The 19307-nt window shown below is 70.5% G+C and carries 15 protein-coding genes and 1 pseudogene; 14 read left to right on the top strand and 2 right to left on the bottom strand.

Translation table 11 applies throughout. From position 1 onward, the window contains the following. Window positions 1-148 precede the first annotated feature (148 nt). The 7 genes from ABZ707_RS19340 (at window position 149) to ABZ707_RS19310 (ending at window position 7140) form a co-directional block, all read left to right on the top strand. On the top strand, window positions 149-1120 hold the full coding sequence (locus ABZ707_RS19340; protein WP_360175939.1) for a ferric reductase-like transmembrane domain-containing protein: 972 nt from the start codon (window positions 149-151) through the stop codon (window positions 1118-1120). A gap of 193 nt (window positions 1121-1313) precedes the next feature. Next, window positions 1314-2612 carry an alpha/beta fold hydrolase gene (locus ABZ707_RS19335; protein ID WP_360175936.1) on the top strand — a complete coding sequence of 433 codons (1299 nt, stop codon included), beginning with the start codon at window positions 1314-1316 and terminating at the stop codon, window positions 2610-2612. Between the two features lie 214 nt (window positions 2613-2826). After that, entirely contained in the window at window positions 2827-3099 is a 273-nt protein-coding gene (locus ABZ707_RS19330; protein WP_360175933.1) for a DUF5133 domain-containing protein, read from the top strand. Window positions 3100-3429: 330 nt separating this feature from the next. Continuing rightward, window positions 3430-4398, top strand: coding sequence for an NADPH:quinone oxidoreductase family protein (locus ABZ707_RS19325; protein WP_360175930.1), 969 nt, complete (start codon window positions 3430-3432; stop codon window positions 4396-4398). Further along, complete coding sequence (locus ABZ707_RS19320) at window positions 4395-5582, top strand: acyl-CoA dehydrogenase family protein (RefSeq protein ID WP_360175927.1); 1188 nt, start codon at window positions 4395-4397, stop codon at window positions 5580-5582. The genes ABZ707_RS19325 and ABZ707_RS19320 overlap by 4 nt, the downstream gene beginning before the upstream one ends. Then, window positions 5579-6700, top strand: a complete 1122-nt coding sequence (locus ABZ707_RS19315; RefSeq protein ID WP_360175924.1) for an acyl-CoA dehydrogenase family protein — start codon at window positions 5579-5581, stop codon at window positions 6698-6700. Before ABZ707_RS19320 ends, ABZ707_RS19315 begins: the two co-directional genes overlap by 4 nt. A gap of 245 nt (window positions 6701-6945) precedes the next feature. Next, window positions 6946-7140 carry a hypothetical protein gene (locus ABZ707_RS19310; RefSeq protein ID WP_360175921.1) on the top strand — a complete coding sequence of 65 codons (195 nt, stop codon included), beginning with the start codon at window positions 6946-6948 and terminating at the stop codon, window positions 7138-7140. A 78-nt stretch (window positions 7141-7218) separates the two neighbouring features. Here ABZ707_RS19310 and ABZ707_RS19305 read toward each other — a convergent pair whose 3' ends face one another. Then, on the bottom strand, window positions 7219-8415 hold the full coding sequence (locus tag ABZ707_RS19305; RefSeq protein WP_360175919.1) for a sialidase family protein: 1197 nt from the start codon (window positions 8413-8415) through the stop codon (window positions 7219-7221). A 263-nt stretch (window positions 8416-8678) separates the two neighbouring features. Here ABZ707_RS19305 and ABZ707_RS19300 point away from each other — a divergent pair, with 263 nt between their 5' ends. The 7 genes from ABZ707_RS19300 to ABZ707_RS19270 all read left to right on the top strand — a co-directional run bounded on the left by ABZ707_RS19300 (window position 8679) and on the right by ABZ707_RS19270 (window position 18989). Then, window positions 8679-9275, top strand: a complete 597-nt coding sequence (locus ABZ707_RS19300; RefSeq protein ID WP_360175917.1) for a DNA starvation/stationary phase protection protein — start codon at window positions 8679-8681, stop codon at window positions 9273-9275. 170 nt (window positions 9276-9445) lie between these two features. Further along, window positions 9446-12775: a LamG-like jellyroll fold domain-containing protein gene (locus ABZ707_RS19295; RefSeq protein WP_360175914.1), complete on the top strand. Its 3330-nt coding sequence runs from the start codon at window positions 9446-9448 to the stop codon at window positions 12773-12775. Between the two features lie 307 nt (window positions 12776-13082). Further along, window positions 13083-14168 (top strand): ABC transporter substrate-binding protein, encoded by a 1086-nt coding sequence (locus ABZ707_RS19290; protein WP_360175911.1) that lies wholly within the window; start codon window positions 13083-13085, stop codon window positions 14166-14168. A gap of 97 nt (window positions 14169-14265) precedes the next feature. Further along, window positions 14266-15876, top strand: coding sequence for a sugar ABC transporter ATP-binding protein (locus ABZ707_RS19285; RefSeq protein ID WP_360175908.1), 1611 nt, complete (start codon window positions 14266-14268; stop codon window positions 15874-15876). Beyond that, window positions 15873-16850, top strand: coding sequence for an ABC transporter permease (locus ABZ707_RS19280; protein WP_360175905.1), 978 nt, complete (start codon window positions 15873-15875; stop codon window positions 16848-16850). Before ABZ707_RS19285 ends, ABZ707_RS19280 begins: the two co-directional genes overlap by 4 nt. Next, window positions 16847-17908, top strand: coding sequence for an ABC transporter permease (locus tag ABZ707_RS19275; RefSeq protein WP_360175902.1), 1062 nt, complete (start codon window positions 16847-16849; stop codon window positions 17906-17908). Before ABZ707_RS19280 ends, ABZ707_RS19275 begins: the two co-directional genes overlap by 4 nt. A 58-nt stretch (window positions 17909-17966) precedes the next feature. After that, complete coding sequence (locus ABZ707_RS19270) at window positions 17967-18989, top strand: LacI family DNA-binding transcriptional regulator (RefSeq protein ID WP_360175899.1); 1023 nt, start codon at window positions 17967-17969, stop codon at window positions 18987-18989. 43 nt (window positions 18990-19032) lie between these two features. Here the strand turns inward: ABZ707_RS19270 and ABZ707_RS19265 are convergent. Beyond that, a pseudogene (locus tag ABZ707_RS19265) lies at window positions 19033-19305 on the bottom strand (transcriptional regulator); the annotation flags it as partial. Window positions 19306-19307: the final 2 nt, after the last annotated feature.

The raw sequence follows: 19307 nt of genomic DNA, 5'->3' as shown, positions 1-19307 counted from the left end.
AGGACGACACCCAGATCGTGTGATCCATGTCACATGGAGATGCCGGGAACTTTTCCCTCGCGGCGCCCGACTCCTGGGTGACGCACACGTGTGACCGCCCGCCAACAACGCACTCCCACCCGCCGACGTCATCGAAGAGGCCGCAGAGATGAAGCAGCCACCCGCGCCCGCCGCACCAGAGCCGGACAGTCGGCCCTCGACCGCCACGAGCCGGCAGCCGGGCCGGATCACACTCCGGTCGGACCTCAGGGCGTCCATCCCCGACGGCCTGATCGCCCTCGTTGTGACGGCCGCCGTGTTCGCCCTGCTCTATGCCCGTATCAAGGCGAAGACCTCGTCGACCGTGACCGTGATGCCCTTCATGGCCGACGTCGGCGGCTTCTGGATGTACTTCCTCAGCCAGGCGTTCGGCTGGGCGGCGCTCCTGTGGGCCTGGACCACCGTTGTCCTCGGGCTGCTGCTCTCGGGGCCCCGCCCGCGGTGGCTGCCCCTGTCCGGTCCGGGCCTGGAGCGACTCCACCGCACCACGAGTCTCAACACGATCGCGCTTATCGCCGCGCACGCACTGCTGTTCGCGGCGGAGCTGGTGCGGCACGACACCTCGCGCTGGTACTCCCGGCTGTACACCGCCTTCGTCGAGGCGTTCGTACCGGGCGGCTACACCTCAGGGACCGGCCAGATCGCCATCCCCGTCGGCCAGGCGGCGCTCTATGTGGCCGTCCCGCTCGGCCTGCTCTTCTACGTCCGGCACCGCATCGGCCCCAGGACATGGCGCGTTCTGCACCGATTCGTCATCGTCGTCTATGTCCTGAGCGTGTGGCACACCCTCCTGTACGGGACGAACGTCTGGTACGACGGCTGGTTCCGCACCACCATCTGGCTGCTTCAACTCCCCATCGCGGCGCTCCTGCTGATACGGCTGCTGCGTCCCGCGCGCCGCTCCGAACGGCTGACCCGCCCGGGTGCCGCCGGTTCGAAGAGCGGCTGGACACTGCGCCTCGGCGGACGCCTCGCCGCGGCGGCCGTGATCGCGGGGCTCCTCGCCGTTGTCATCAGCGGCAATGACGGCGGACGGACCATACCTCCCGAGGACACCTCGTCCAGCCACCACCAGGACTGAGCACGGCGGACGGGGGGCGTCCGGGCGGTCCGTCCACGCCCGGCGCGAAGGGCGCAGCCGGCCCCGCCCCGCCCCGGCCCGGGCTCCCGGCCCGCCGCGAGCCGCTCGGCCCTCCGCGCGAACGCCGGGCCACGATGTGCTGAACTGTTCGGCGTCACTGCCCCGGCGGGGGCGCCCGAGAACAGGAGCACCTTTGACCAGCTATCACCAGCCCGGCGTCGTCCTCACCGACCACCGCTTCACGGTCCCGCTGGATCACGGTGACCCGTCGGGAGAGCGCATCGAGCTGTACGCCCGCGAGGTCGTCGCCGGTGCGAAGGCCGACGCGGACCTGCCCTGGCTGGTGTATCTGGAGGGCGGTCCCGGCTTCGGCGCGCGCCGGTTCGTCGGCCGGCAGGCCTGGCTGGGCCGCGCACTCCAGGAATTCCGGGTGCTCCTTCTCGATCAGCGCGGCACCGGACTCTCCACTCCCGCCAACCGGCAGACCCTGCCCCTGCGCGGCGGCCCGCGCCAACAGGCCGACTACCTGGCGCACTTCCGCGCCGACTCCATTGTCCGCGACTGCGAGGCCATCCGGCCGCAGCTCACCGGCGGCGCCCCCTGGACGGTGCTCGGCCAGAGCTTCGGCGGCTTCTGCGCCACCCGCTATCTCTCCGCCGCTCCGGAGGGCCTGCGAGCGGTACTGATCACCGGCGGTCTGCCCTCCCTGGACGCCACGGCCGACGAGGTCTACCGCGCGGCCTATCCCAGGATCGCGCGCAAGGTCGAGGCGCACTACGCCCGCTATCCGCAGGACATCGGCCGCGCCCGCCGCATCGCCGCGCATCTGGCCGAACACCGCACCGTCCTGCCCACCGGATACACCCTCACACCCGAGGCATTCCAGTCCCTCGGCGGTATGCTCGGCGCCGGGGACGGCAGCCATCAGCTCCACTATCTGCTGGAGAACGCCTTTGTCCGGACGGCGGGCGGCCAGGCACTCTCGGACGCCTTCCAGGAGGGCGTGGCATCGGCCCTCTCGTACGCGGGCCATCCGCTCTACGCCGTGCTCCACGAAGCGATCTACGCGCAGGGCAACCGGTCCACCTCCTGGGCCGCCGAGCGGGTCCGTGCCGAGTTCGCCCGGTTCGACGCGGACAAGACCCTGGCGGGGGAGGGGCCGTTGTACTTCACCGGCGAAAGCGTGCACCCCTGGCACTTCGACAGCGACCCGGCGCTGCGACCGCTGCGCGAGACCGCCGAGACGCTCGCCGCCCGCACCGACTGGCCCCAGCTCTACGACGCCGGCCGGCTGGCCGCCAACGAGGTCCCGGTCGCCGCCGCCGTCTACCACGACGACATGTATGTCGACACGGAACACTCCCTGCGTACGGCGCGGGGCATCCGAGGGCTGCGCACCTGGGTGACCGACGAGTACGAGCACGACGGGGTACGGGCGAGCGGACCGCGGGTCCTGGACCGGCTGCTGGCACTCGCGCGGGACGAGCTGTGACACCCGGCCCGCATGCCCGGGGCCCCGCGGGCGCACATAGCCGGCGGCCCGGGGTTCCGGGCACCGGAGTGCGGATGCGGCGCACTGGTGGGAGCATGGCTTTCAGGGGACTGGTGTCCCGCTGTGCGCGCCGGTCCTCGCCGTACCGCTTTCGTGAGCCGGGCGTACCGGGTCCTCGGTGAACGGGCGGACTCCGACGCTGGGAGTGGTGCACATGCTGCTACCGGACAGACATCTGGTCGTCGATCTGCTGCGCCGTTACCGGGAGTGGGAGCGGCTGGTTCTCGCGGATCCACTGGACGAGACCACCCGCAGGCGGTTCGAGGACGTGGCGTACACGCTGTGTGTGCTGATGGGCCAGCGGACCGCACGCGAGGCGATCCTCAAGGCGGAGGCGTACCTTCGCCGGACGCGGCCTGTCCCGGTCTTTCAGGACGGTACCTTCCAGGACGGTACGGAGAGCGTCGGGCCCGGAGCCCACGACTGACTGACGGCTTCGCCGGGCGCGCCCACAACACTGGGTCGTGGTCCGGCCATTGGTGTGCCGGTGCGTTCGGTGTGTTCTGTGCGATCGATTGCTTCTCTCTTATGACGCCACCGCTGCGAGCTACTGCGCCCGGACCGGTTCCCCGGCCCGTGGCAGACGCGGCGGTGGCGCTGTTGTGTCCTGCGCGATTGGTGGAAGGGCGTCCTGTGTCCGGCACGCCGCACCAGTACGGCCCGGCCGCCGAGTCGGCACCGGAAGTGTTCCACGTGGGCAAGCGACCGCTTAGTATGCGGGAGACCGCGGTAGTGGCCCACAGGTGGAGGCTCCGAAATGCAGGCATGGCGAGTGCACCGGAACGGCGAGCCGAGCGAGGTGATGCGGCTCGAAACGGTGGAGCGGCCGGAGCCCGGTGAGGGACAGATCCGGCTGCTGGTCCGTGCCGCGAACATCAACTTCCCCGACGCCCTGCTCTGCCGCGGCCAGTACCAGGTGCGGCCGCCACTGCCCTTCACCCCCGGTGTGGAGGTCTGCGCGGAGACAGCGGACGGGCGCCGGGTCATCGCGACGCCCGCCCTGCCGGACGGCGGTCTCGCCGAGTATGTCCTCGCCGACGCGGCGGCGGTCCTGCCCGCGCCCGAGTCACTGGACGACGCCGAGGCGGCCGCTCTGCACATCGGCTACCAGACGGGCTGGTTCGGCCTGCACCGGCGGGCGGGCCTGCGGGCCGGCGAGACCCTGCTCGTGCACGCGGCGGCCGGCGGGGTCGGCAGCGCCGCCGTACAGCTCGGCAAGGCGGCAGGAGCCACCGTCATCGGTGTCGCGGGAGGACCGGCGAAAGCCCGGGTCGCCCGGGAACTGGGCTGTGATCTGGTCGTCGACCGCCGCACGGACGACCTTGTCGCGGCCGTGAAGGAGGCGACCGGAGGCCGGGGCGCGGATGTCGTCTACGACCCGGTGGGCGGCGACGCCTACACCCAGTCCGCCAGATGCGTGGCCTTCGAAGGCCGCATCGTGGTCGTGGGCTTCGCGAGCGGCACCGTACCCAGCCCCGCGCTCAACCACGCGCTGGTGAAGAACTACTCGGTCATGGGTCTGCACTGGGGCCTCTACCGCGCACAGGACCCGGCCGCCGTGGCGCGCTGCCACCAGGAACTGACCGCACTCGCGGCCCGTGGCGCGATCAAACCGCTGATCAGCGAGCGCGTGGCGATGAAGGGCGGGGCGGACGCGGTCCAGCGGGTCGCCGACGGCGTCACGACCGGCCGTGTGGTTGTCCTCCCGCAGGGCGACGGCCGATGACCGACGCCGCCGAACTGCGCCTCCTGACCGGCAAGTTGCTGGCCTCCCACCCGCCGGCCCACACGGATCGCACCGACTTCCTCAAGGCGCGCTTCGACGCCGGGCTGGCCTGGGTGCACTATCCGGCCGGGCTCGGCGGACTCGACGCGCCGCGCTCACTCCAGGCCGTGGTGGACGCCGAGTTGGCGGCGGCCGGGGCGCCCGACAACGACCCGCGACGGATCGGAATCGGCCTGGGCATGGCCGCGCCGACCATCCTGCGCTTCGGTACGCGGGCACAGAAGGAACGCTTTCTGCGGCCACTGTGGGTCGGCGAGGAGGTGTGGTGCCAGCTCTTCAGCGAGCCCGGCGCCGGATCGGACCTGGCGGCGCTCGCCACCCGCGCGGTGCGCGACGACCCGTCCGGTGACTGGATCGTCAACGGGCAGAAGGTCTGGACATCCAGCGCCCATCTCGCCCGCTGGGCCATCCTCATCGCCCGCACCGACCCCGGCCTGCCCAAACACCGGGGCATCAGCTACTTCCTCTGCGACATGACCGACCCCGGCGTCGAGGTACGGCCGCTGCGCCAGATCACCGGCGAGGCCGAGTTCAACGAGGTGTTCCTCAGCGACGTACGTATCCCCGACGCGCACCGGCTCGGCGAGGTGGGTGAGGGCTGGAAGGTCGCGCAGACCACCCTGATGAACGAGCGGGTGTCCATCGGCGGCGCCCCGCTGCCGCGCGAGGGCGGCATGATCGGCCCGGTCGCCCGCACCTGGCGCGAGCGGCCCGAGTTGCGCACCCACGATCTCCATCAGCGGCTGCTCACCCTCTGGGTGGAGGCCGAGGTGGCCCGTCTGACCGGGGAGCGGCTGCGCCAGCGGCTCGCCGCGGGCGAGCCCGGCCCCGAGGGCAGCGGTCTGAAACTCGCCTTCGCCCGGCTCAACCAGGAGATCAGCGGACTGGAGGTGGAACTCCTCGCCGGGGAGGGGCTGTTGTACTCCGACTGGACCATGCGCAGGCCCGAACTGGTCGACTTCACCGGTCGCGACGCCGGCTACCGCTATCTGCGCTCGAAGGGCAACTCCATCGAGGGCGGTACGAGCGAGGTGCTGCTGAACATCGTCGCCGAGCGCGTCCTGGGTCTGCCCGCGGAACCACGCAACGACAAGGACGCCGCATGGAAGGACCTGGCCCGATGAAGACGCGGACACCCCATTCCGGCGCCGCCCCGGATCTGCTCTACTCCGACACCGAGGACCAGTTGCGGTCGGCCGTACGGTCGCTGCTCAGCGACCGCGGCGGTGTATCGGCGGCGCTTGTCCGCGCCGAGTCGGGCGATCCGTACGACTCCGCACTGTGGACGTCGCTCACCGCCGACATCGGCGCGGCCGGACTGCTGGTCCCGGAGATCCTGGGCGGCCAGGGCGCCGGCCATCGTGAGGCCGCCGTCGTGCTGGAGGAGTTGGGGCGGAACGTCACGCCGGCGCCCTGTCTGACCAGCTCGGTGATGGCGACCGAGACGCTGCTCGCCTGCGACACCGAGAACACGGATGTCGCCGGGCTGCTCACCGCGCTCGCCCACGGTCATCGGGTCGCCGTACTGGCCCTGCCGTTCAGTACCGCTCCCCACGCGCCACTGCCCGTCGGCGCGACAACGGGCGCCACGGTCAGCGGAGTCGCCGACGCCCAGCGCGCCGACGTCCTGCTCGTACTGGGGGAGGACGGGCTGTACGCGGTCGAGACGGCCGCCCACGGGGTCACCGTCGAGCCGCTCACCCCGCTCGACCTGACCCGTCCCCTCGCGGCCGTCACCGTCGGCGCGGGCGCCGGGGTCCGTATCGCCGAAGGCCCCGCGGCGGAAACGGCCGTGCGGCGTGGGCTGCTGGCCGGGGCCGGGCTGCTCGCCTCCGAACAGCTCGGCATCGCCGAGTGGTGTCTGGAGGAGACCGTCAGGCACACTCGCGACCGGCACCAGTTCAACCGCCCCATCGGCTCGTTCCAGGCGCTGAAACACCGAATGGCGGGGCTGTGGCTGGAGGTTGTCTCGGCGCGCGCCGCGGCCCGCAACGCGGCCGACGCGCTCGCCACCCGGGGCCTGGAGGCCCCCCTCGCCGTGGCCGTGGCGCAGGCCTATTGCGGACGGGTGGCCGTACACGCGGCCGAGGAGTGCGTCCAGTTGCACGGCGGGATCGGAATGACCTGGGAGCACCCCGCCCATCTCTTCCTCAAGCGCGCCAAGTCCGATGAGATCGCGCTCGGTTCACCGGGCCGGCACAGGGAGGCACTGGCGGAACTGGCCGCGCTGCCGGAGCCGTAGGACTTCGTCGCGCACCGGCGCCGCCCGGCTGATGGCCGAAGACCGGCCCGAAGGCGCGCTTTCGGCCTCCTGATTCGGACGGCTTTGCGGGGCTCGAACGCTTCCCGGTGTGACTGGTGTCCACAACCGGGGCCGCCGCGGACAACCACCCGTACGGGGGCCATGCCAGTCGGCCGTACGGACCTTCTCCTCCGCCACACTGGCCGCCGAATGCCGCGATTCCAGTGCGGCGGAGGAGGTTGTCCATGGCTATTTCGATCTCACTGGTACTGCTTCTGGTGGTCCTCGCGGTGATCTTCATGCGCACCGGCGGACTGAAGTTCTCGCACGCCACGGTCTGCGTACTGCTCGGGTTCTTCCTCGCGGGCACCAGCATGGCGCCGACCATCGCGAACGGCATCTCCACCACCGCCGGGGTGGTCAGCGGCCTCAACCCGTGAACTGGGCACGGCCTCGGGTGTGTTGCGAAGGTGACGCCGCCCCGCCCGGAGTGCGGGGCGGCGCTTTCGCGACACACCTCAGAGGGACCCGGTGAAGGGCGGGGGGAGCAGTGCGAACCGGATCGTCTCGTGGTACGAGGGGGAGCCAGTCTCGTACAGCAGACCGGTCACGCCCGCGCGGATCCGCACCAGATCCGAGTAACCGGCCGGGTCCTCCGACGCCGTCCACAGCGGTCGCCATGACTCCCCGCCGTCGTCGCTCGCGCGTACCTGCATACGGATCCGCCGGGTCTCGTCCGCGGGACCGGAGTACAGCAGCCGCCCGGTCAGGGACGGACCGGGGACCCACATCACGCTGCCCTGGACCACCGGACCCGTGAGCTGCGGTTGCGCGCGGAAGGGCACGGACAGCGTCGCGCCGCCGTCGGAGCTGTAGGCGTCCGCGCGGCTTCCCCGTGGACGGCTGCTGTGCTCACGGGTGTTGATGTAGACCCTGCCGTCCGGCAGCTCCGCGAGGGTGCTTTCGTTGAGTTCCAGAGGCCCGGCGGAAGCATCGGTCACATAGCCGACCCGCCAGGTGAGCCCGCCGTCGTCGCTGTAGATCGAGTGCGCTCCGATCTTGCCGGACCCGGACAGGCTGTGGTTCGCCGGCACCAGCAGCCGGCCGCGGTGCGGACCCCGCCGCAGGGCCACCGCGTGACCGGGGCCGACCGCGTACCAGCGCCATTCCGGAGTCTTCACCGATCCGGTGATGTCCCGCTGCTCCGACCAGGTCATGCCGCCGTCGGTACTGCGCTGTACGTACACCCGGCGCACCGAGCCGGGCACGGCCCCGTTCCTCACCTGCCGCTCCGTCGCCGGGCCGATCGTCCGGCAGGTCACCAGCACCACGTCCCCGCTGCGCGGATCAATCACCGGCACCGGGTTGCCCACGGTGTCGCGCCCCGCGTCGGCGACGACTTGCAGCGGCTGCCAGGTGCAGCCCCTGTCCAGGGAGCGCCGCAGCACCAGGTCGATGTCCCCGTCGTCCGCGGCCGAATTTCGCCGCCCTTCGGCGAAGGCCAGCAGCGCGCCGCCCGGCACCTGGAGTGCGGCCGGCACCCGGAACGTGTGATAGCCGCCGTCGCCCGAGCGGTACGGCACGGAGGACCGGCAGGAGAGTGGTCCCGCGTGCGCCACCGGCGCCGAGACCTGAGAGGCCATCAGCGCGATCGCCGTGACCACCAGCGACAGCAGCGTCCGGCGGCTGAACCCGACGCCATACGGCCTTGTCATGTCCGTCGTCTCCTTGGGGGAAGCGGTCCGCGTGTCCGGGGGGAACGTATCCACTGGTGAGGCCGTCCGGGGCCAACGCCACGCGTCGGAGGCCGCCCTCGGCGACCGGCGAAGCCGTCGGCCCGCGTCACCCGGATGCGGCCTCTCCCGACAGGCCGGAATCGCACCGTCTCAGTAGCATGAAACGGGAGTTCAGGTGCCGCCGGCATGACCAGGTGTTGTGCCATGATTCCGCCGCGGAAGCGGTTCCGGGGAGTAATGCGATGAGCGAGAACAGAGGAACGAAGCAGAAGCCAAAATCTCAGCAGAGCAGCCAGCCCTGGCTTCACCAGAAGAGCGGCGTCATTCAGGAATTCGGCACCGTCAAACAATTCCCGCTCGGGCTGTCGCACGACGCGCGAATGTACTCCTGCCAGCGTCTGAGCCGGGTTCTGGCCGATACACAAATGCTCTACGCCCTGTACAAGAAGCACCACTGGCTGATGCGGGGAGCGACTTTCTACCAGCTCCATCTCCTGCTCGACAAGCACGCGAGCGAGCAGCTCGAACTGGTGGACGCCCTGGCCGAACGAATGCAGACACTCGGCGGTGTGGCCGTCGGAGACCCGCGGCATGCCGCCGAGATCACCTCCGTGCCCCGGCCTCCGGACGGTGTCGAGGAAGTGCCTGCCATGCTGTCGCGCCTTCTGGAGGCGCACGAGATCATTCTCATCGAGGCGCACGACATCGCGGCGCGCACGGAGGAACTCGGCGACGACGGCACCAATGACCTCCTTGTCTCCGAGGTGATCCGCACCGGCGAGCTCCAGTGCTGGTTCCTGGCCGAGCACCTCGTGGACACACCCCTCGTACGGGTGTGAGTCCGGCCGCCTGATCCCGTTCCGTACTCGTTCCGGGCCGAAGGCGCGGTATGTACCGTCCGCGGCCGACAGGCCCTGCCGGCACCCCGGCCGAAGCGATTTTGCATCGTTGAAAATTGTGGGTGCGCGACCGTTGTTATGCGTTTGGCGCTGTGGCTCAATGTTCGGTTATGTGCGGGGCCTCACAGGGACGGGGCACCGCGGTATCCGACAAGGACGACGCCTTGCATCGACAACCGTTAAGCCCCCGGCGCCTGTTCAGGGCTCTGGCCTGTGCCGCCGCGCTGCTGCTCCCCGTCGGGGCCACGCTGGTTCCGGCCGCTGCCGCTCCTTCCCGTACCGCCTCCGTCAGCTCGTCCACCGCGCGTGAACCGGCACCCGAGGTGCACGGGCTGAAGGGCGAGTACTTCAGCATGTCCGCCCCGGGCGCCCGGGACTTCGCCGAACTCGGCGGAGTCGCGCTCGACCCCGATGTCAACTTCCCCGCGCTCACCGGCACGTTCGAATCCATGACCGGCAGGACCGAACACACGACGGCCCGTTGGACCGGCCGCGTCGAGGCGCCGGAGACGGGGGAGTACACCTTCGCCGCGAGCGGTGACAACGGCTTCCGGCTGTACATAGACGGCGAGACGGTGATCGACCACTGGATACCGGACTGGGACAACGAGCAGACCAGCGAGCCGGTGACGCTGCGGGCCGGGGAGGCGCACGAATTCCGGCTGGAAATGTTCCAGGACACCGGCGGCGCCAATATGTTCCTGCGCTGGTCGAGCGCGAATCTCAAGAAGCAGCTTGTGCCCGAGGAGGCGTTCACCCCGCCGGCGGACTTCGAGGTGTATCCGGTCGCGCTGAGCGTCACCGAGGACGGACTGCGGGTCCGGGCCACGTTCCAGGACACCGTCGCGAACACCGGCGGGGTCAAGGACCACCTCGCCATAGAGGCCGACACCACGCCGATGCCGCTCACATCGGTCGCCAGGGCGTCCGGCGACCCGAAGTCCCTGGTCGTCACACTGGCGGCCCCGGTGCAGAAGAACCAGCGGGTCCGCGTCGCGTACGACGGGAAAGGCGGCCTCCGGGCGGGCGGTGAGACGGTCCCGGAGATCAGCCGTACGGCCGGAAACCGTTCCACGCACCGGCTGACCACGCCATGGGGCGACAGGCTCAACCGCGACCGTCCGCTGCCCGAATATCCCCGGCCGCAGCAGGTGCGCGAGCAGTGGAAGAACCTCAACGGCCCCTGGGAGTTCGCCGCCGCTTCCGAGGGTGAGCAGCCCGTCTTCGGTCAGAAGCTCGACGAGCGGATCACCGTGCCGTTTCCCGTGGAATCCCAGCTTTCGGGGCTGGAACGCCACGAGGACCACATGTTCTACCGCAAGCTCGTCACGGTGCCCGGGGACTGGTCCGTGGGCAAGGGGCGCGACGGCGGCCGGCGGCTGAAACTCAACTTCGGTGCCGTCGACTACCAGGCCCGGGTCTGGGTCAATGGAGTGCGGGTCGCCGACCACACCGGTGGCTACACCGGATTCGGCGCCGACATCACGGACGCGCTGCGCGGCAGCGGCCCCCAGGAGATCGTCGTCGCGGTCACCGATGTGACCGGTCCGGACCAGCCGAAGGGCAAGCAGTCCCAGAACCCGGGCGGCATCGTCTACACCGAGTCCTCCGGCATCTGGCAGACCGTATGGCTGGAGCCGGTCGCCCCCGTCTCGATCGACACCCTGACCACCACCCCCGACATCGGCGCACGCGCCCTCGCCCTGACCGTCAACTCCAGCACGGCCTCGCCCGGGGCCCGTATCAAGGCCGTCGCCCGCGACCGGAGCGGCGACATCGTCGGGACCGTCAGCGGACCGGCCAACCGCGAGCTGAGTCTGCCGGTCAGGAATCAGCGGCTGTGGACCCCGGACACGCCCTACCTCTACGACCTCGATGTGACGCTGACGGACGGCCGGTCCACCGACACCGTCGGCAGCTACTTCGGTATGCGCTCCCTCGGGATCAAGAAGGTCGGCGGCTACCAGAAGCTCGTACTCAACGGAAAGCCGTTCTTCTCCCTCGCCATGCTCGACCAGGGCTTCTGGCCGGACGGCCTGTACACGCAGCCCAGCGATGCGGCGCTCGCCTTCGACCTGAAGGCGCAGAAGGACCTCGGCTTCAACGCGGTGCGCAAGCACATCAAGGTGGAGTCGCCTCGCTGGTACTACCACGCGGACCGGCTCGGCCTGCTGGTGTGGCAGGACTTCGTCTCCGGCGACATCACCGACGAGCAGGGCCGGCAGGCGTTCCTCTCCCAGGGCCGGGAGGCGATGAAACAGCTCCACAACGCGCCCTCGATCGGCGGCTGGATCGTCTTCAACGAGGGCTGGGGCGAATGGGACAGGACCGAGACCGGGCGGATCGCCGAGTCGGTCAAGGCAGCCGACCCCTCCCGTGTCGTCAACGCGCACAGCGGCGTCAACTGCTGCTCGTCGAAGGGTGATTCGGGCAAGGGCGAGATCATCGACCACCACGACTACCTCAACAACGACGCGCCCTTCCCGGACGACCGCCGGGCCGCGATGGACGGCGAGCACGGCGGATTCACCCTCCGCACGCCCGGGCACATGTGGCCGGGCGCGCCCGCCGCGATCTACAGCGGGGTCGCGGACAAGGCCGCGCTGACGGCCACCTACGTCGACAACACCCGTACGTACTACCTCGCCGCCGCTGCCGCCGAACTCTCCGGCTCGGTCTACACCCAGGTCACCGACCTGGAGAATGAGCTGAACGGGCTGTGGACGTACGACCGCAGGGAGATCAAGGTCGACGCGCGCGCGGTGCGGCGGATCAACCAGCAGGTCATCGCGGCCGGTGCCGCCGCCGGTGACCGTGAGGCGCTGCGCGGCGGTGGCGACTGGGCGCTGGACGAGGGCAAGGGCGGCACAGCCCGCGACAGTGGCCCCAACCGCAGCGATCTCACACTCACCGAGGGCGCGGCCTGGACCCCCGGAGTCCGGGGTTCCGCCCTGAGGTTCAACGGTCAGGGACAGTACGCCGAGACCCGGGGCCCGGTCGTCGACACCACGAAGGACTACACGGTGTCGGCCTGGGTCACCCTTGACGAACTGCCCGGCAACTACGCGACGGCGGTGAGCCAGGACGGCCGGCGCGTCGAGAATCCGTTCTATCTCCAGTACGGGCAGGGCGCGTTCGCCTTCAGCACGCCGGGCGGCCACCGGGCCCGGCTGGAGACGGCTCCGGAACTGGGCCGTTGGTACCACCTCGTCGGAGTCCGCGAGGCCGGCCTGCTGACGCTGTACGTGGACGGCGAGGTCGCGGCCACCGCCGAGGCGGGCCCGGCCGATGTCAGCACAGGGCCGCTCTCCGTCGGCCGTGCCCAGTACGCCCGGCAGAAGGGCGACTACTGGAACGGCGCGGTCGACCAGGTGCGCGTGTACGACACGGCGCTCACCGCCGCAGAGGTGACCGCGCTGTACGACGGCGACACGCCGTAGGCGGGAAAGGCCCCGGCGGCGCGGACGGGAGTCCGTGCCGCCGGGAACACCCCCGGCACCCGGGCGCCGGCACATTGTGGAAAGGCGTCCACCGCTCTCTTGCCGCCTGTGTCACACCGCATATATAACGTTGTAAACCGAGTCGCGGACAGGCCGCGCGGGCTCTCACGACCGTGGTGTCACCCAGTTCGACACGGGCGTGGAGCGTGCGCCGAAGCCGGCCGCGGACCCGGCCCGCACATCGTTCCGCCATGCCCCGACGCACGCCGGACGGCGTGCGGTCATCCCGTCAAGGAGCGTCCCGAGCATGATGACCCAGCGCCGATCCCGTACCCTCGCCGCGGCCTGCCTCCTCGCCGCCACCGCCACACTGGCCGCCTCCGGATGTGCCAAGTCGGAGACCACCGGCGGTGACAGCGGTGACAGCGGTCAGGAAGCACAGGCGGCCACCACTCCTGACGGCGGCTCAGGTCGCGGCTGTTCGCTCCGGACGTACGGCGCGCCCGCGCTCGACCTCAAGGACGCGGTGGTCGGCTTCTCCCAGTCGGAGAAGGAGGCCAACCCCTTCCGTATCGCCGAGACCCAGTCCATCAAGGACGAGGCCGCCAGGGTCGGAGTCGGGAAACTGCTCACCACCAACGCGCAGTCGCAGCTCTCCAAGCAGATCAGCGACATCCAGGACATGCTCGCGCAGGGCGCGCAGTTCCTGATCGTCGCGCCGCTCAACTCGGACGGTCTGGAGCCCGCCCTCAAGGCCGCCGCCGCCAAGAAGGTGCCCGTCCTCACGATCGACCGCAAGGTCAACTCCACCGCCTGCGAGGACTATGTGGCCTTCCTCGGCTCCGATTTCGTGGAGCAGGGCAGGCGCGCGGCCGACGCGATGATCAAGGCGACCGACGGCAAGGGCAAGGTCGCCATCCTGCTCGGCGCCTCGGGCAACAACGTCACGACCGATCGCACCAAGGGCTTTGTCGACCGGATCGCGGCCGAGGCCCCCGGGCTGGAGATCGTCGCCCAGCAGACCGGGGAGTTCGCCCGCGACAAGGGCCAGCAGGTGATGGAGCAGCTCATCCAGTCCAAGCCCGGCATCACCGCCGTCTACGCCGAGAACGACGAGATGGGCCTCGGCGCCGTCACCGCGCTGAAGGCGGCCGGGAAGAAGCCCGGCAAGGACGTGAAGATCGTCTCCGTCGACGGCACCCGCAACGCGGTCCAGGCCCTCGTCAACGGCGAGTACAACGCCGTCATCGAGTCCAACCCCCGCTTCGGACCACTGGCCTTCGCCACCGCCCGGAAGTTCTATGCCGGTGAGCAGATCCCGGAGAACGTCATCATCAGCGACCGCGCGTACGACGAGTCCAACGCCAAGGCGTCGCTCGGCGGAGCCTACTGATCCACGCGCCCGGCTCCTCCACCGCCGTTGTGCCCCGTACGACCGTCACGGCGGCCGCCGGCGCCATCCCTCTGGACAGCGGAAGGCCAGACGACCCATGGCACCACCCGAATCGCACCCCCAGGAACGGCGGCAGGACGCGCCCGCCGGGACCGGCGCGGTGCTCGAAGCGCGCTCAATCAGCAAACGGTTCCCGGGCGTCCGCGCGCTCGACAACGTCTCCTTCTCCCTGCGCGCCGGGGAGACCCACGCCCTTGTCGGGGAGAACGGCGCGGGCAAGTCCACGCTCATCAAGGTGCTCACCGGCGTCTACCGCCCCGACGGGGGAGAACTGCGCATGGCGGGCGAGCCGGTGAGGTTCGCCCGTCCCTCCGAGGCACAACGAGCCGGCATCTCCACCGTCTACCAGGAGGTGAACCTCGTCCCGCTGATGAGCGTGGCGCGCAACATCTTCCTCGGCCGCGAACCGAGGAACAGGCTGGGGCTGATCGACTTCGCCCGGATGAACCGCGAGGCCGTCGGACTGCTCGACGGGTTCGGCATACGCGTCGATCCCCGAAGCCCCCTGCGCCGGCTCGGACTCGGCACCCAGCAGATGGTCGCGCTCGCCCGGGCCGTCTCCCTCGACGCGCGTGTCGTGGTCATGGACGAACCCACCTCCTCACTGGAACCCCGCGAGGTAGAGACCCTCTTCCGGGTCATCGCCCAGCTACGCGCACGCGGCACAGCCGTGCTCTATGTCAGCCATCGCCTGGACGAGCTCTACCGGATCTGCGACCGGGTCACCGTGCTCCGCGACGGCCGCCACATCCACACCGGCGACCTCGCCGGGATCAACAGGATGCGGCTGGTGTCGATGATGCTCGGCAGGGACCTGTCCGAGGTCAGGCGGACCGGCGTGACCAGCTTCGCCGCCGAGGGGCACGACGCCGCCCGCGCTCCGGTGCTCACCGCCACCGGCCTGGCCGCCCGCCACCGGCTCCACGGCGTCTCACTGTCGATGTACGCGGGAGAGGTACTCGGCCTCGGCGGCCTCCTGGGCTCCGGCCGCAGCGAGACGGCGAAGGCACTCGCGGGCGCCCTCGACCTGGACGCCGGGGAACTCACCGTCGGCGGACGGCGGCTGCGCCGGCTCACCTCCGCCGGCGCCGTCCGCGCGGGCATCAGCCTGCTGCCCGAGGACCGCAAGGCCGAAGGCATCGTCCCGGGGCTCTCCGTGCGCGAGAACATCGTGCTGGCCGCCCTGCCCCGCCTCTCCCGCGCCGGAATCGTCTCCCGCTCCCGGCAGGACCGCGTGGTCGACATCTTTGTGAAACGCCTGCGGATCAAGGCGTCCAGCCCGGAACAGAAGGTCGGCGAACTCTCCGGCGGCAACCAGCAGAAGGTGCTGCTCGCGCGCTGGCTCTGCCTGGAACCCACAGTGCTGCTGCTGGACGAACCCACCCGGGGCATCGACGTCGGCGCCAAGGCCGAGGTGCAGCGCCTCATCGACGAACTCGCCCGGGAGGGCCTCGCCGTGCTGCTCATCTCCTCCGACATCGAGGAACTCGTCGAGGGCGCCGACCGGATCCTTGTGCTGCGCGGCGGCGCCCCGGCGGGCGAGCTGGTGGGCGACGAGGTGAGTGAGAGCCGGCTCCTCGCCGTGCTCGCCGACCGGCCGCCGGCGCCCGAGCAGCGGACACCGGCCGCTGAGGAGGACCCCCGATGACCCAGGCCCAGGCCACCGTCTCGCCGCCGGCGAGCGCGTTCGCGCGGCTGCGCGATCCCTCCTGGTACCAGGAGTACGGCGTGTACATGGCCGTGGCGGTGCTGCTGCTCTTCAACGCGCTGTTCACCGACCACTTCATGACCGCCGGCAATCTGCGTACCCAGCTCGTCCAGGTCGCCCCCGTCGTCATCGTGGCCCTCGGGATGGCCCTGGTCATCGGCACCGAGGGCGTCGACCTGTCCGTCGGCTCGACCATGGCGCTCGCCACCGCGCTGCTGCCGCTCTATCTCGGCTACGGGCTGGTGCCCGCGCTCGCCGTCGCACTGCTCGCGGGCGCGGTCGTCGGAGCGGTCAACGGGGCGCTCGTCTCGGTGATCGGGCTACAGCCCATCGTCGCCACCCTCGCGTTGTTCGTCGGCGGCCGGGGGCTGGCCCTGGTGGTGGCCGACGGCCGGCTCAAACAGATCGTCAACCCCGATGTGCTGGCGCTCGGCACCGGCTCCTTCCTCGGCGTCCCCCTGGTCGTCCTGATCGCCGGAGTGCTTGCCGTCGCCGTCGCCCTGCTGGTGCGGCGCACCACGTTCGGCCGCCGGCTTGTCGCCGTCGGAGGCAACAGGTCCGCCGCCGCGCTGGCCGGACTGCCGGTCCGCCGTGTTCTGACAGGGGTGTATGTGCTCTGCGGCGTATTGGCCGCGCTCGCCGGCATCCTCGCCACCGCCAGGCTCACCGCGAGCGATCCCTCCTCCCTCGGCACTCTGATGGAACTCTCCGCCATCACCGCGGTCGTGGTCGGCGGCACCCCGCTCAGCGGTGGCTCCGTACGTGTGCTCGGCACCGTCGCCGGAGCCCTGCTGATGCAGTTGCTCCGGGCCACTCTCGTCAAGCACGACCTGCCCGACTCCACCGCTCAGATCGCCCAGGCGGCCATCATCGTGGCCGCTGTCTATGTCGCCCGGGAGCGTCGGTCCCGATGAACGAAACCACATCCGTCCCCATGGACGGGACGCGGTCCCCGGGCCCGGGGACCGCCGCGCCCGGAAGCATCACACCACCACCGGCGGCCGGTACCGGGCCGGGCGGGGTGCGCCGCCTCGCCGGACTCGTCCGGCGCCAGGGTGTCCTCGCCGTGCTGCTGGCCGTCGTGCTCGTCGCCTCATACGTCTACCCGACGTTCGCCACCCTCGACAACGCGCGCGGTGTGACCGTACAGGCGTCCTTTCTGGCCGTGGTCGCCCTCGGGATGACCCTGGTCATCATCAGCGGTGGCATCGACCTGTCCGTCGGGTCCGTATTCGCGCTCGGCGGCGTGCTCGCGGCCTGGGCCTCGCAGTGGGGACTGCTGCCCGCGCTGCTGGTGCCCCTCGTGGTGTGCGGTGGCATCGGCCTGCTCAACGGACTCCTCGTGGCACGCGCCGGAATGGCGCCGTTCATCGTCACACTCGCCACCCTGCTCGCCGCGCGCGGCCTGCTGCTCGCCGTCACCGACGAGGGCGCGACCACCTATCTGGTACCCAAGGGCTCCGCTTTCGCCGAACTCGGTCAGGGCAGCGTGGGCGGCTTCGGCCATCCCGTCCTGATCGCGCTGGCGCTGTTCGGCGCCGGCGGCCTGCTGCTCCAGCGCACCTCATTCGGACAGACGCTGTTCGCCGTCGGCGGCAGCGGCGACGCCGCGACTCTGATGGGCCTGCCCGTCGCCCGCACCAAGATCCTCGTCTACACCCTGAGCGGATTGCTGGCCGGACTCGCCGGAGCGCTCAGCGCGGCCCGGCTCTCCTCCGGCGTGACCATCGTCGGTGTGGGCATGGAGCTCGACGCGATCTCGGCCGTCGTCATCGGCGGCACCCTGCTCATAGGCGGTGCCGGTACGGTGAGCGGCACCCTCTGGGGTGTGCTGCTGCTGGCCGTCATCCAGAACCTGATCAACCAGATCGGCTCGCTCAACTCCTCCTACCAATCGGTGGTCAGCGGCGGTTTCCTTATTGTCGTCGTTGTGGCGCAGCGCTGTCTCGCGCGAGGCCGCGGATCCACCTGACCCGGCCGGGACCCGGCCGGGTCATGCCGAACTGAGCCATGTCGAACCAAGGAGTGCCGTGGGCGTCAGCCTCAAGGACGTTGCGCAGCGGGCGGGCGTTTCCATCAAGACCGTGTCGAACGTGGTGAACAACTACCAGCACGTCACGCCCCAGATGCGGGCCAAAGTGCAGCAGGCCATCGATGAACTCGGCTACCGCCCGAACCTCACCGCCCGCCATCTGCGCAAGGGCCGCACCGGCATTATCGCGCTGGCGGTCCCGGAGTTCGGCAACCCGTACTTCGCCGAGCTCGCGGGCGCGGTCGTCGACGCGGCGGCGCGGCACGACTACACCGTCCTGGTCGATCACACCGCCGGGCTGCGGGAGAAGGAACTCCTGGTCAGCCAGGGATTCCGGTCCCATGTCATCGACGGACTCATCCTCAGCCCGATCCACCTGGAGACCGAGGACCTGATGGCCCGTACCGAGACGGCGCCGCTGGTGCTGCTCGGCGAGCGGGAGTACGAGGCCCCTTACGACCACATCGCGATCGACAACGTCGCGGCGGCCCGCACCGCGGTGCGGCATCTCATCGACCAGGGCCACCGCAGGATCGCGTTCCTGGGCTCACGCACCGGCCGCGAGCGCCAGCCCGCGCATCTGCGGCTGCGTGGCTGGCGCGAGGAACTGACCGCGGCCGGTGTCACACCCGAGGAAGCCCTGGTGGTGGTCACCGACGGATACGGGCGGGGGGACGGCGCCGCGGCCATGGCGGCACTGCTGGACCGCGGCGAACAGCCCGACGCCGTCTTCGCCTACAACGACCTCATCGCCATGGGCGCCATGCGCACACTCACCGAACGCGGACTGCGGGTCCCCGAGGACGTGGCCGTCATCGGATTCGACGACATCGAGGAGTGCCGTTACGGCGCCACCACCCTCACCACGATCGCACCGGACAAACAGGCCATCGCCCGGCTCGCCGTCGACATTCTCGTCGAACGGCTCGCGGGGTCCGCCCTGCCCGAGCCCAGGCGGCCCCGGCCCGGATACCGCCTCGTCGTCCGCGAATCCACCGCCGTCCGGCCGCCTGCCGCGTAGGGCGGGTGCGAGCCGCCGGGCCGGGCGGCCGGCGCGGTCCGTCTCAGCGGTCTGGCGCGGAGTGGCCGGCGGATCGCTCGGTCCATGAAGCGAGGATGCTCAAACGGTCGTGGCTGGGAGTGCCGGGCTCGGCGGTCAGGGTGATGAGCTGCTGGTCGGGATCGGTGGTGCAGGTGAGAAAGGACCAGTCGAGGGTGAGCTGTCCTGCGATCGGATGGTGCAGGACTTTTGTGCCCGTGCCCGGGCCGGCGACATGGTGGGCGCCCCACCACCGCCGGAAGTCGGGGTCCTGAAGCGACAACTCGACAACGCCGAGGA

It is taken from the genome of Streptomyces sp. NPDC006923 (genome assembly GCF_040635655.1).
Taxonomy (GTDB): Bacteria; Actinomycetota; Actinomycetes; order Streptomycetales; family Streptomycetaceae; genus Streptomyces.
This window is presented reverse-complemented; position numbering and strand designations above follow the sequence as displayed.

What these genes read in the sequence shown, in the direction of transcription:
- ABZ707_RS19340 (WP_360175939.1), top strand. Translation starts at nt 149, where the DNA reads ATGAAGCAGCCACCCGCGCCCGCCGCACCAGAGCCGGACAGTCGGCCC.
- ABZ707_RS19330 (WP_360175933.1), top strand. Translation starts at nt 2,827, where the DNA reads ATGCTGCTACCGGACAGACATCTGGTCGTCGATCTGCTGCGCCGTTAC.
- ABZ707_RS19325 (WP_360175930.1), top strand. Translation starts at nt 3,430, where the DNA reads ATGCAGGCATGGCGAGTGCACCGGAACGGCGAGCCGAGCGAGGTGATG.
- ABZ707_RS19320 (WP_360175927.1), top strand. Translation starts at nt 4,395, where the DNA reads ATGACCGACGCCGCCGAACTGCGCCTCCTGACCGGCAAGTTGCTGGCC.
- ABZ707_RS19315 (WP_360175924.1), top strand. Translation starts at nt 5,579, where the DNA reads ATGAAGACGCGGACACCCCATTCCGGCGCCGCCCCGGATCTGCTCTAC.
- ABZ707_RS19310 (WP_360175921.1), top strand. Translation starts at nt 6,946, where the DNA reads ATGGCTATTTCGATCTCACTGGTACTGCTTCTGGTGGTCCTCGCGGTG.
- ABZ707_RS19305 (WP_360175919.1), bottom strand. Translation starts at nt 8,415, where the DNA reads ATGACAAGGCCGTATGGCGTCGGGTTCAGCCGCCGGACGCTGCTGTCG.
- ABZ707_RS19300 (WP_360175917.1), top strand. Translation starts at nt 8,679, where the DNA reads ATGAGCGAGAACAGAGGAACGAAGCAGAAGCCAAAATCTCAGCAGAGC.
- ABZ707_RS19295 (WP_360175914.1), top strand. Translation starts at nt 9,446, where the DNA reads ATGTGCGGGGCCTCACAGGGACGGGGCACCGCGGTATCCGACAAGGAC.
- ABZ707_RS19290 (WP_360175911.1), top strand. Translation starts at nt 13,083, where the DNA reads ATGATGACCCAGCGCCGATCCCGTACCCTCGCCGCGGCCTGCCTCCTC.
- ABZ707_RS19285 (WP_360175908.1), top strand. Translation starts at nt 14,266, where the DNA reads ATGGCACCACCCGAATCGCACCCCCAGGAACGGCGGCAGGACGCGCCC.
- ABZ707_RS19280 (WP_360175905.1), top strand. Translation starts at nt 15,873, where the DNA reads ATGACCCAGGCCCAGGCCACCGTCTCGCCGCCGGCGAGCGCGTTCGCG.
- ABZ707_RS19275 (WP_360175902.1), top strand. Translation starts at nt 16,847, where the DNA reads ATGAACGAAACCACATCCGTCCCCATGGACGGGACGCGGTCCCCGGGC.